A 12,358-nucleotide genomic window follows, 5' to 3' on the forward strand; every position below is an offset into this window, starting at 1 on the left:
AAAAATAACTAGTTGGTTTTGTAAAAGTCGACAATTTTTTTGGCTTTTGATACTCCTATTACATCTGATATTTCTTTTTCTGTAGCCAGTTTTAATCTTTTAACACTTTTGAAATGTTGTATTAACGTGAGCATGGTTTTTTCGCCAATACCCGGGATGCTTTCTACAGAAGAGTTTAGTGCTGCTTTACTGCGTTTATCACGGTGAAAAGTAATCCCAAATCGGTGCGCTTCATTTCGCAATTGCTGGATTACTTTTAACGTTTCCGATTTTTTATCTAAGTACAACGGGATCGAATCTCCGGGATAGAATAATTCTTCCAGACGTTTTGCAATTCCGATAATGGCAATTTTTCCTCTTAAACCTAGTTCATCAATACTTTTTAGAGCGGCAGATAATTGTCCTTTTCCACCATCGATAATGATAAGTTGTGGCAAAGGCTCGTTTTCTTCCAGTAAACGTTTGTATCGGCGATACACAATTTCGGTCATCGAAGCAAAGTCATCAGGGCCTTCGACCGTTTTTACATTAAAATGGCGATAGTCTTTTTTGCTGGCTTTTCCATCTTTAAAAACAACGCAGGCCGCAACAGGATTTGTTCCCTGAATGTTCGAGTTGTCAAAACATTCGATGTGGCGTGGTTCAGTCGGTAACCGTAAGTCTTTTTGCATTTGTGCCATGATACGGTTGGTATGGCGATCCGGATCTACAATTTGCAATTGCTTGAGCTGTTCTATGCGGTAGAATTTGGCATTTCGAATCGATAAATCCAGAATTTGCTTTTTATCTCCAAGTTGAGGAACAGTTGTTTTGATTTTTTCTCCCAAATCAATTTCAAACGGAACAATAATTTCTTTGGATAGTAATTGAAAACGTTCCCGAAGTTCAATAATGGCAAGTTCCAATAATTCTTCGTCGCTTTCGTCCAGTTTCTTTTTCATTTCTAAAGTATGTGAACGAATAATCGATCCATGCGAAATCTGAAGAAAGTTGACATAAGCCGCACTTTCATCCGATACAATAGAAAAGACATCTACATTGGTAATTTTTGGATTTACAATAGTCGATCGCGACTGGTAATTTTCCAGAACTTCTATTTTTTCTTTTATTTTTTGTGCTTCTTCAAAATGCAAATTCTGAGCATATTGGGTCATCAGACGTTTGAAATCTTTCATGCTTTCTTTGAAATTTCCTTTCAGAATTTCACGAATAGCATCCAGCTGTTTTTGATAGTCCTCTAAAGATTGCAATCCCTCGCAAGGTCCTTTGCAGTTGCCGATGTGATATTCCAGACAAACTTTAAATTTTCCTGAATTGATGTTGGATTCACTCAAATCATAGTTACAGGTTCGTAACGGGTACAATTCTTTGATTAAATCTAAAATGGTGTGTACCGTTTTGAAACTGGTGTAAGGACCAAAATATTCAGAACCATCTTTGACCATTCTTCGGGTAGAGAATATTCTCGAAAAAGATTCTTTTTTTATGCAAATCCAAGGATAACTTTTGTCATCGCGCAACAAGACATTATAACGCGGTTGCAAGGTTTTGATTAAGTTGTTTTCTAACAAAAGCGCATCGGTTTCGGTTGGAACCACGATGTGTTTTATCGTAACAATTTTTTTTACCAGTACATTTGTTTTGGCGGTATCGTGAATTTTATTGAAATAAGAAGAAACCCTTTTTTTTAAGTTTTTGGCTTTTCCAACGTACAATATTTTCCCGTCTTTGTCATAATATTGATAAACACCGGGATTGTCCGGCAAGGTTTGGATTTGAAGATCTAAAGACGGTTTTTGCATTCTTTTTTTATTACTGAAGATAGTTACGAAACTTTTTCAAAAAGTGTTCCGATTTTGAAAATAAGCGTAACATTGATTTAGTTTCAAATTTACGAAATCAAAAGAATAATTTCTATATTTAGATTTTATAATTCTATATGAAAAATAACACGCCCATTATCATTTTTGGTGAGACGATCCTGCCGGGAGAAAGCAGAACCATAAATGTCGAAATCGCCAGATTGCATACCACTACAAAACTTAATATTCCCGTTATCGTCCGTCGTTCAAAATTAGAAGGCCCTGTAGTGTTATTCTCTGCCGGAATTCATGGAGACGAAATTAATGGTATCGAGGTGGTTAGACAGTTAATCAGCAAGCGAATTAATCGACCAAGCAGAGGAACTATTATTTGTATTCCGGTTATTAATATGTACGGTTTTGTAAATAAATCACGCGAATTTCCCGACGGACGTGACTTGAATCGTGTTTTTCCGGGAAGTAAAAAAGGTTCTTTGGCCAGTCGTTTTGCTTATAATATTGTAGAACATATTCTTCCGATTATAGATTATGCGGTAGATTTTCATGCAGGAGGTGCCAGTCGTTTTAATGCACCGCAGATTAGAATTACGGAAAATAATCCCGAGTTGAAGGTTTTGGCCGATGTTTTTAATGCGCCATTTACCTTGTACTCTAAAAATATTAGCGGTTCTTTTCGAAATACTTCTGAAAAAGCCAATGTCAAAATGCTTCTTTTTGAAGGAGGAAAATCATTAGATATCAATAACGAAGTGGCCAATGAGGGAGTGATGGGAGCGAAGCGCCTGCTTCATTATTTAAAAATGCTGGATGCAAAACAAATAGTAGAAGAGGCAGAGGATCCTTCGATTTATATTAAACACTCTGTTTGGCTGCGGGCGAAATGTTCGGGTTTGTTGCATGATTTTAATATGATTGGTCGATTTGTAACTAAAGGAACAATTTTGGCCATAATTACAGATCCCTTTGGTAAATTTGAACAAAAAGTAAAAGCGCCTCACGACGGATTTATAATCAATGCCAATCATTCGCCGATTGTTTACGAAGGTGACGCGATTTATCATATGTCTAAAAATTTCCCCGATCATGTCGACGAATAAAAAAGAGTTAAGAATACAGTATAAAAATTTCCGCAAAGAGTTACCCCTTGATGTTGCTGAAGATAAAAGTCTGGCCATCGCTAATAATCTAATCGAACTGCCTATTTGGAATAAAACCTATTTCCATGTTTTCCTCCCTATCGAAGAGCAAAAAGAAGTAAATACCGAATATATTTTGCATTTGCTTTCGGGGAAAGATAAAGAAATTGTGGTTTCTAAAAGTGATTTTGAAACCAGAGAGATGACTCATTTTTTATTGACCGATAATACCAAAATCAAAAAAAACGAATACAATATTCCTGAACCGGTAAATGGTTTGCCAGTAGCAGCGGAAATGATAGAAGTTGTTTTTGTGCCGCTGCTTGCTTTTGATCTTGCAGGAAATCGTGTGGGGTACGGAAAAGGCTTCTACGATAAATTCTTAGCAGCATGCAAACCCGAAACCATCAAAATTGGACTTTCTTTCTTTGAGGCGGAAAACCTGATTGAAGACGTTTTTGAATTAGATATAAAATTAGATTATTGCGTTACACCAGAGAAGGTATATACGTTTTAATGGTTACTGTTTTTTTAACCATATAAGTTATAGAAGTAAATATAAGTTTGGCTGCTTGTTTGTGGGAATGGCTAAGCAAGTAAATATAAGTTTAGTTGCTTGGGTAATGGCGACAATTTAAAAAACAGGAGCTTACATGCTCTTATATTTACTTCTATAACTTATATGGTTCAAAAAGAAGTTATTTTACTTCTTTGATAGTTGAAGCATCGATCCAGCTCTCAGTTCTGTCCGCTCTTCGTTGAAAGGACAAGATTGCGTAAAATAGGAGTAGGTGCTAATTCTTTAAACCATATAAGTTATAGAAGTAAATATAAGTTTGGCTGCTTATTTGCGGGAATACCGACAACGTAGAAAAACGAGAGCTTAAATGCTCTTATATAACTTATATGGTTTAAAAAAAGTTATTTTACTTCTTTAATAGTTGTAGCATCAATCCAGCCTTCACTTCCGTCTGTCAATTCTATTTTTTTCCAGCTTCCTACTGTTTCCATAACATAAACTTTTGCTCCTTCATGCAATAGGATAATTGCAGAGCCCGCCTTTTGAGGTTCGCTTCTTACTTCACTCATTTCAGAAAAAACAATGGCAGGACGGTCATTATCAAAATGACTTTTTTCAGACACACCGGCTGTAACACTTAGGACTAACGCAATCAAAAGAACAAACATTCCGATGAAATAGATTCTTTTTGAAAGGGTAAGTTGTGAAAAATAATACCCGATAAAACTTAGTAAAAAGGCGAAAGCAATTCCAACGGCAATTTTTGCCCAGGTATTGTAGTTAAAAATACCCGTAAAATTCTGAATGAGTTTGGCAAAACCGACTTTTGGAACTTCTTTGATTTCGTCAATAGTCAGTTTTTTGGCGAATTTTAAATTGTTTAAAGTCTGTTCGTCATGCGGTTTTAGAACCAATGCTTTTTCATAATTGTATATGGAAGGCGCTACTTTGTTGAGTTTGTAATAACTGTTGGCTAAGTTAAAATACAATTCAGCCGATTGTAGTTTGTCTTCCTTAATAACGTTTTCATATTCTTCTACCGCTTGCTGATATTGGCCTTTTTGATACAAAACATTTCCTTTCTCAAAGCCATTCTGGGCAAAGAAAACCTGGGAGATTAATAAAAAGACGTAAAGTATATTTTTCATTTTATGTTCTTTATTGTAACAATAATTTAAACCGTTCGAATTGGCATGCGGTCCATTGTTATCTAATTTCTTAGTGTACTGCTGTAAGCGTTAAACAATTTGTTTCTCTAATTCAGAGATAATCAAAACGGCTCTGTCATAATCCTGTTGAATTGAGGTGCTTGATGCCGGAGCATATCGCGCAAATTCACAGTTTTCTGTTAGGTTGATAAAATTCTGCACCGATTCCGGATTGGCATTTCGGGATAATAACAACTCCCTGATATTGTCTTTACTCATTTCTGAAGTCTCAATATGTAATTTGGCTTTCAGGAAATTGTGCATTGCTTTTTCAAGTGCAATATAAAAAGGCTCTTTATTAGCAAGCTGTTTTTTAGCTTCAGATAAATATTTTTTAGCCAGTTTATTGTTCATTTTAATTCTGTTTCCAGTTACGTCACCATCAATTGCTTCTTTTCTCTTTTTAGCCAGAATGATAATAGGCAGAATTACAAAAGGAAGAAACAACAATCCGTAATACAAATCCGAACCATAAAAGTCGTCTTTAACGATTGAAACTAATGTTGTTTTAGGTTTGATGTATTTGAATTGTTCTGTTTTTGAAAGAGTATTTTTCGATGCATTTGCGGTAGCACTTGCTTCAGCCTGCATAGGACCGTCTAAAACATCAACCATTATTTCTGATGAAGTAATCGTTTTATAAGAACCGGTATTCAAATCAAAATAAGAAAATTGCATTGGTTTGATCGCATATTTTCCTTTGTATTGTGGAATAATGGTATACTTATCAGATATTCTTCCGGACATTCCGTTCAACGAAGTGGTTACTTTTTCATCATGAACCGGATCGTACATTTCTAATGCATTTGGCACAACCGGTTTTGGCAAGGTAAACAATTTCATGTTTCCGTTTCCGGTGGCGCTTACAACTAAGTCCAGACTTTCACCGTTTTTAAGGGTTGTTTTAGAAGGAGTAACTCTAAAGTCAAATTTACCTACAGCACCACTAAATCCTTCGGGTTTACTCGATTCCGGAAGTGGTCTTACGTTAATTGTTTTAGCGCCGGCTGATACGACTTTGTTCCCGTCAGAGAGAATCATTTGTCCAAACATATCGCGACGATTTGTTGGAAATTGAACACCAATATCTAAAGAGAGTGGCTCAATAGTTAGTCTTCCTGATTTTTGCGGATATAAAATAGTCTTCTTCAGTACAACAAAATAACATCTTTGCCCTTGATAGTTTCCTTCTTCAATAGACAACTGTTTTACATCTATATTCTGATTCCAGAAATCATTGTATTTGGGTTTGGCCAGCTCTTTAAATCCGGTTACTCCAATGTTATTGAAATACAATTTATAAACCACTGTAATCGGTTCGTTCAGATACGGGTTTGTTTTTGAAATTTCTGCTACCAGATTCAGTGTTTCGCTTCCGGATCCCTGTGGTCGGTCGTTAGGATCTCTCTCCTGAGCAACGGCATTGGTAACCGTTATTTTTATAGGGGATGTTTTATAGGTCTGACCATTATAATCTATAGAAGATTGTTTGATCATTAGAGTTCCTTTTTGTGCCGGTTGTAAAATATAAGAGTAGATTTTCTGGAAAGAACTTCTTCCATTAACCCAAGACTGACTGACCTGCTGACTCGGTCCCGCTACGACTTTAAATCCGTCAAATGTAGGCTGATCGAAATTATCTCCGTCAACATTCATGATAAAGTCAATTCGAAGTCTTTCGTTTAGTCCAAGCGTGTTTTTACTTACTTTGGCTTCAAATTGAACTTGAGCCATAAGCCCTTGAAAAGTGAATAGTAATAGAATTAAATATCGTTTCATTAATTGTTTAACTGTTTAATCGCTTAATCGTTTAGCTGTTTATGTGTTTGGCTGTTTGGACGTTTAACTGTTTAATCGTTTATTTGGCAAATTAACAATTAAACAAATTAACGATTCAACTTATATTTACCAGTCTTTTTCGGTTTTTTTAGGACTTCCTTTTACTTTTTGAGCGTTTACTTTATCTTGAATTTTCTTCTCTTCGTTATTTACGGCATCTAATAAATTCTGAACACGTTCTTTTGAAATTCCGCCTGGCATTGGTTTTGGCTCTCCGTTGTTGTCGGACTTATCGTCTTTCTTCGGATCGTTTTTTCCGTCTTTTTTATCCTTGTCTTGATCGCCTTTGTCTTTTTTCTTCTGATCGTCTTTTCCGTCCTTTTTGTCTTTATTGTCGCCGTCTTTTTTCTGATCGTCTTTTTTGTCGTTCTTTTTATTCTTGTCCTTGTCGTCTTTGTTCTTGTCTTTTTTAGGCGGATTTTCTTTTAGCTTTTGCTTGGCCAATGCATAATTGTAACGTGTTTCATCGTCTGTAGGATCGTTACGCAACGCTTGTTTGTACGCTTCTACTGCCTGCGTATAATCTTTCTCTTTCATGAAGACATTTCCTATATTGTGAAAAGCCTTATGTTTATCAGGTCGGGTTTTGGCATTCTTTATGGCTTTCGCGTAAGCCAGTTTTGCCTCAGAAGCCTGATTTTGTTTGTAAATAGTATTTCCTAAATTGTAAGAAGCAACACTGCGTCTTGGGAATTTAGATTCCGAAATTCTATAATTTGCTTCTGCATCAACAAATTTATTCTGCTTATATTCCTCATTGGCATCAGGCAATGTTTTGTCTTTCTCTTGAGCCGAAACCGCCAGAGAAACCGTTAGTAAAATATAAAGAAGTAAATTTTTCATTCTAATTTTTTTATTTTTTTTGATCCAATTTTAAACTGGAACACTTATTTCTTTTCGTTAAATAAATTCAACTCTTTGATCCAATTTGTTTTTCTTTCTAAAAGGAAAATGTCAACAAACAGTAACAGGAATGCAAAACCAATAAACCATTGGAACTGCGATTGAAAATCTGCCATTTGCGTCGCTTCAAATTCTGTTTTCTGGATGTTATTCAGCGCATTTTTTACATATTCTAAAACTTCTTTGGTGCTACCGCCATAAATATATCCACCTTTCGTAGCTTTAGCAATGGTTTTTAGCCCTTCCTGATTTAGTTTGGTAATCACCACCTGATTGTTATTGTCTTTCTGATAGCTTTGAACAACACCGTTTACTTTTAAAGGAATGGTGCCTCCTTTTTCAGTTCCGATCCCGATGGTAATGATCTTCATCCCCATTTTATTGGCTTCTTCGGCTGCAGTTGAAGCTCCTTCAGAGTGGTCTTCTCCGTCAGAAATCAGAATTAATAACTTACTGGTTTTACTTTTTTCATCAAAATAAGTCGACGATAATCGGATGGCTTCGTCAAGAGACGTTCCTTGTGAGGAGACCATGTCCGGAGTCATGCTTTGCAAAAACATTTTAGCAACGCTGTAATCGGATGTAATCGGCAAAACCGGGAAAGCACTTCCCGCATAGGCTACAATACCAATTCGGTCACTTCCTAATTGATTTATAATTTGCGAAACCAATTGTTTACTTTTCTCTAAACGATTAGGCGCCACATCTTCGGCAAGCATACTTTTAGAAACGTCAACGGCAAAAACAATGTCAATCCCTTCTCGTTTTACGGTTTCCATTTTGGTCCCGATTTTCGGATTCACCAGCCCGATAATTAAACAAAGCAGTGCCAAAAGAAGCACAACCAGTTTTAATACCGGTTTGAAAACAGAACGTTCAGGGCTCAGTTTTTTCACCATTTCCAAATCACCAAATTCGCGTTGTTTTTTTCTTTTCCAATACATATTGAAAAGAAAAACACACACCACAATCGGGAGTAAGAATAAAAGGTATAAATATTTTTTTTCGTCTAATTCCATAATTTTTTTAAATTCCAAATGAGAAATTCCAAATTCCAACCTTTGGATGGTCTCGAGGTTTAAATTCCAAGTTCCAACCTTTTAGATTGTCTCAAATTTTAAATTTTAATCGTTGTAAACTTCAATTTATAATTTCAATTTCAGATTCCAATTGGAATTTGGAATTTTAAAAATTTGAAATTTTTTAATTTTGCAAAAATTAAATGAAGCTTCTGTAAACGGTATTTCGTAAACCAATTTCTAACAGTAATAAAAAGGCTGCGAGTAGAACAAAACTTCTGTATTTTTCGTCGTAATCGTAGAATTTTAATTCCTGAATTTCGGTGGTTTCTAATTTATTAATCGCATTGTATATCTGAGCTAATCTGTCGTTACTGGTTGCTCTAAAATAGGTTCCGTCGGTTTTTCTGGCAATGCTTTTCATCAATCGTTCGTCGATTTCTACTTTTTGCAGTTTAAATAAAAACCCGCCATTTGGCCCGTAAGCATATGGTGATTCTGCCATTCCGTTACTTCCAATACCCACGGTGTATACTTTTATTCCGTATTGTTTGGCGATATCGGCTGCTGTTTCAGGCTCAATAAAACCGGCATTATTTACACCATCGGTAAGTAATATAATAACACGGCTTTTGGCTTTACTGTCTTTAAGTCTGTTTACGGCTGTTGCCAGTCCCATTCCGATTCCTGTTCCGTCTTGCAGCGTAGTATCGTATTTAATTCCTTTGATTGCTTCTAAGATAATTGCTTTGTCGCTTGTAACAGGTGTCTTCGTGTACGCTTCAGAAGCATATAAAACCAATCCGATTCTGTCATTAGGTCTTTCCCCAACAAAGTCAGCTGCTACTCTTTTTAAAGCCTCCATACGGTTAGGTTTTAAATCTTTGGCCAACATACTTCCGGAAACGTCAATTGCCATGACAATATCGATTCCTTTTGTTGTTTTGGTCTGGTTGCTTATGTCTACGGTACGAGGTCTCGCTAATGCAATAATCAAAGAAGATAAAGCAATGACTCTGAAAACATATAAAGACGGTTTTAGCTTTGTCAATAGTGAAGCACTATTTTTAAAACCGGCTGTTGAACTCATCTTTAAAGTTGCGGTCTGCTGGTTGCGTTTCCATAAAAACCAAATGATTGCAATTGGAATTAATAGAAACAGCCAAAAAAATTCTGGATTTAAAAAAGTTATCTTGCTCATTAGTTACCTGCTTTTCTAAGTTCAACAGAATTTAATATTCGGGTAGCGATATCGTTGGCATATTTATCGCCTTCTTCATGCAAAATCGTGATTTGTTGTAATCCCTGATCTTGTTTGAAAAGCAAAATTTCATAATAAGCTTTTGCACTTGTTTTGTCAACCGGATTTATAATGGTCATTGTTCCGTACCCTTTAAGTCCCTGAACACCTTCGTTGGTTTGAAAATCTTCTTGTTTTACGATTATATTTTGTCCGCCTTGTGCTTCGATTACTTTTAAAGAACCTTCTAACGTTTTGGCTAAATCCAGTTCAACCGGATTTTTGAATTTACTGGTAGAAACTGTAATGTAGAAATTTTCAAGCATGCTTCCGTACGCAAAAAGCTGCATTTCTTTAATCAAAGCCATGGTCTCTTTTGGAAGCACTTTCTGAGCGTCCATGCGTTTCAGGACTTTTGGAGTTTCAATTAAAATACCAGGATTTCCGTATTCACTTTTTACCCATTCGCCTTCTAAAAGTCCTTTAGTGGCTTTCATTAAAATGGTGTCTTTTACAGCAGTAAAACCTTTCGTAGCGATAAAGAATAGGGTTGTTGCAACTATTAGGGAAATAACAGTACCTATCGCTATTGTAATTCGCTTGTTGCGTTGTTTTTTCAATTGAAGCTTGATTTGTTTTTGTCTCTGTGCTTCATTTAAAATTTCATCTTCTTCAGTTGGAATTTCGGTCGGAATGGCATTGTCAAGTGTCAAAATCACTTTCTGGATTTTGTTTCGGTCTTCGGTAATTTCGAAATCCAATGGTTTTGATTTTGCAAATTTCACTAAATCCGCCTGACGTAAAACACGCTCTAAATTTTCAACCGTTTCAGGTGTCAGTGTCATTTTCTTTTTGGTAGAAGCAGTCCTGATTCCCTGTATTAATTCAGAAGTAGTGCTTTCCATAGCAGGAATCTGAATGGCTTCCTCAATGTAATTACGAGCGATATCAGTTAGTTCGCTATAGTATTCTTTTACTTCTCCTTTTTGCCAAAGTTCTTTTTTCTCCAGATTGTTTAATAAGCTGGTCGCTTTTTCAATAGGAGTTTTGTAAATCTCTTCTTCGATTTTTTTCTGTTGACGTTTTTTCACAAACCAATACACAAAAACACCAATTCCGATTAGTAAAAGTAGTGCTAAAACGTATTTCCACCAATTGCCAAAACCACTGTCAACAGTGGTTATGTCTTTGATGTCGTACATCTTTTGCTGTAAAGTATCCACTTTTACATTGGCCACTTCAACCCGGATTGAATCGGTTAAGTAAGGTTTTTTATCAATTAAAATCTTGATGCTCGGAATGGTATATTTTCCCGAATCAAATTGGGTTAAACCGTATTTTTTGATCAGCTCGTAAGTGTCATTTTTCTTAACAGTATCAATTGGGTAGGATTCAATTACTTCTAAAGGTCCAATGTTTTTTAGTTTTGGAAAAACAACTTTAGATTTTGAACTCACCACCGTTTTAAGGGTTAACTTAAATTCAGCTCCAATTTTATTTTTTGTAGTATCAATACTGGTTTCAACCGGTTTGCTCTGTGCAAAAACAGTTGAAGAAAGTAAAAATAAAAATATGTAAAGTTTAAATTTCATTTGATTTATGATTTCAGATTTTAGTCTAAAATGAATGTTTAAAAATGGAACACGGATGATACAGATTTAAACGGATTTTTATTGGTGTAAAACAGAATTTTAAATTATTCGATTTCTAATAATCTAAAATCTGCCATCTAAAATTATGATTTATCTCGATTTAAAATACCCCAACAATTTGGTTACGTAATTTTCATCTACTCTTGTGTTTACGACACCTGCACCAGATTTACTAAACGTTTCTTTAAAATAATTTACTCTTGTCTGATAATGTTTTTCATAATTCAATCGAACCGTTTTAGAACCAGTATCTACCAGCTGAATTTTGCCGGTTTCAGCATCAAGCATGGTTACCATTCCTAAATTTGGGATTTTTTCCTCACGAATGTCGTATACGCGAACGCCTGTAAGATCATGTTTTTTAGAAGCAATTTTTAATGTTTGCTCATAATTTTCAGACATGAAATCTGAAATCATAAAAACGATAGCCTTCTTTTTTTGCGTCCCCGATAAAAACTTCAATGCCTGAGCAATATCTGTTTTCTGACTTTTAGGTTCGAATTCGATTAATTCGCGAATGATTCTCAAAACATGTGAACGCCCTTTTTTTGGGGGAATATACAATTCTATATTGTCTGAAAATAATATTAAACCAATTTTGTCATTATTTTGTGTAGCCGAAAAAGCCATTGTTGCCGCAATTTCGGTTACAATGTCTTTTTTGAACTGGCTCTTTGAACCAAAACCTTCTGAACCTGAGATGTCAACCATTAAAACCATGGTCAATTCACGTTCTTCTTCAAAAACTTTCACGTGAGCTTCGTTGTAGCGTGCCGTTACATTCCAATCGATGTTACGAATATCATCGCCGTATTGGTACTGACGCACTTCGCTAAAAGTCATTCCTCGTCCCTTAAAAGAAGAGTGGTACTCTCCAGAAAAGATATGATTACTCAGTCTTTTGGTTTTGATTTCTATTTTCCGTACTTTTTTTAAAAGCTCTTTTGTATCCATTTTATTTGTTTAAAGTTTAAAAGTTTCAAGTTTCAAGTTCGTTTTTTCAACAACTTGAAACCTG

General features: G+C 35.5%; 10 protein-coding genes. 2 read left to right on the plus strand and 8 right to left on the minus strand.

Annotation, left to right across the window (positions count from 1 at the left end; genetic code table 11):
* Positions 1-8: 8 nt before the first annotated feature.
* Positions 9-1,802, minus strand: coding sequence for an excinuclease ABC subunit UvrC (gene uvrC, locus AB674_RS11415; protein WP_047776689.1), 1,794 nt, complete (start codon positions 1,800-1,802; stop codon positions 9-11).
* A gap of 137 nt (positions 1,803-1,939) precedes the next feature.
* Here uvrC and AB674_RS11420 point away from each other — a divergent pair, with 137 nt between their 5' ends.
* Both AB674_RS11420 and AB674_RS11425 read left to right on the plus strand, forming a co-directional pair.
* On the plus strand, positions 1,940-2,920 hold the full coding sequence (locus AB674_RS11420) for a succinylglutamate desuccinylase/aspartoacylase family protein (protein WP_047776691.1): 981 nt from the start codon (positions 1,940-1,942) through the stop codon (positions 2,918-2,920).
* Positions 2,907-3,476: a 5-formyltetrahydrofolate cyclo-ligase gene (locus AB674_RS11425; protein WP_047776692.1), complete on the plus strand. Its 570-nt coding sequence runs from the start codon at positions 2,907-2,909 to the stop codon at positions 3,474-3,476. The genes AB674_RS11420 and AB674_RS11425 overlap by 14 nt, the downstream gene beginning before the upstream one ends.
* Positions 3,477-3,880: 404 nt before the next feature.
* On the opposite strand, the gene AB674_RS11430 is transcribed toward AB674_RS11425, so the two are convergent.
* From AB674_RS11430 to AB674_RS11460, 7 genes are all read right to left on the minus strand, one after another.
* The gene (locus tag AB674_RS11430; protein WP_047776694.1) at positions 3,881-4,627 is read right to left on the minus strand and encodes a tetratricopeptide repeat protein; all 747 of its coding nucleotides are present in this window, start codon (positions 4,625-4,627) and stop codon (positions 3,881-3,883) included.
* Between the two features lie 90 nt (positions 4,628-4,717).
* Positions 4,718-6,466, minus strand: coding sequence for a BatD family protein (locus AB674_RS11435; RefSeq protein ID WP_047776696.1), 1,749 nt, complete (start codon positions 6,464-6,466; stop codon positions 4,718-4,720).
* 126 nt (positions 6,467-6,592) lie between these two features.
* Entirely contained in the window at positions 6,593-7,369 is a 777-nt protein-coding gene (locus AB674_RS11440) for a tetratricopeptide repeat protein (protein WP_047776697.1), read from the minus strand.
* Positions 7,370-7,413: 44 nt separating this feature from the next.
* The gene (locus AB674_RS11445; protein ID WP_047776849.1) at positions 7,414-8,448 is read right to left on the minus strand and encodes a VWA domain-containing protein; all 1,035 of its coding nucleotides are present in this window, start codon (positions 8,446-8,448) and stop codon (positions 7,414-7,416) included.
* A gap of 199 nt (positions 8,449-8,647) precedes the next feature.
* On the minus strand, positions 8,648-9,649 hold the full coding sequence (locus AB674_RS11450; RefSeq protein WP_047776699.1) for a vWA domain-containing protein: 1,002 nt from the start codon (positions 9,647-9,649) through the stop codon (positions 8,648-8,650).
* Complete coding sequence (locus AB674_RS11455; protein ID WP_047776701.1) at positions 9,649-11,280, minus strand: hypothetical protein; 1,632 nt, start codon at positions 11,278-11,280, stop codon at positions 9,649-9,651. Before AB674_RS11455 ends, AB674_RS11450 begins: the two co-directional genes overlap by 1 nt.
* 150 nt (positions 11,281-11,430) lie before the next feature.
* Positions 11,431-12,294, minus strand: coding sequence for a DUF58 domain-containing protein (locus tag AB674_RS11460; protein ID WP_047776702.1), 864 nt, complete (start codon positions 12,292-12,294; stop codon positions 11,431-11,433).
* Positions 12,295-12,358: the final 64 nt, after the last annotated feature.

Source organism: Flavobacterium sp. ABG, assembly GCF_001027725.1.
GTDB classification, from domain to species: Bacteria; Bacteroidota; Bacteroidia; order Flavobacteriales; family Flavobacteriaceae; genus Flavobacterium; species Flavobacterium cupriresistens.

Bases quoted from the DNA above. Each gene is read 5' to 3' on its own strand.
- uvrC (WP_047776689.1), bottom strand. From the start codon at position 1,802: ATGCAAAAACCGTCTTTAGATCTTCAAATCCAAACCTTGCCGGACAAT.
- AB674_RS11420 (WP_047776691.1), top strand. From the start codon at position 1,940: ATGAAAAATAACACGCCCATTATCATTTTTGGTGAGACGATCCTGCCG.
- AB674_RS11425 (WP_047776692.1), top strand. From the start codon at position 2,907: ATGTCGACGAATAAAAAAGAGTTAAGAATACAGTATAAAAATTTCCGC.
- AB674_RS11430 (WP_047776694.1), bottom strand. From the start codon at position 4,627: ATGAAAAATATACTTTACGTCTTTTTATTAATCTCCCAGGTTTTCTTT.
- AB674_RS11435 (WP_047776696.1), bottom strand. From the start codon at position 6,466: ATGAAACGATATTTAATTCTATTACTATTCACTTTTCAAGGGCTTATG.
- AB674_RS11440 (WP_047776697.1), bottom strand. From the start codon at position 7,369: ATGAAAAATTTACTTCTTTATATTTTACTAACGGTTTCTCTGGCGGTT.
- AB674_RS11445 (WP_047776849.1), bottom strand. From the start codon at position 8,448: ATGGAATTAGACGAAAAAAAATATTTATACCTTTTATTCTTACTCCCG.
- AB674_RS11450 (WP_047776699.1), bottom strand. From the start codon at position 9,649: ATGAGCAAGATAACTTTTTTAAATCCAGAATTTTTTTGGCTGTTTCTA.
- AB674_RS11455 (WP_047776701.1), bottom strand. From the start codon at position 11,280: ATGAAATTTAAACTTTACATATTTTTATTTTTACTTTCTTCAACTGTT.
- AB674_RS11460 (WP_047776702.1), bottom strand. From the start codon at position 12,294: ATGGATACAAAAGAGCTTTTAAAAAAAGTACGGAAAATAGAAATCAAA.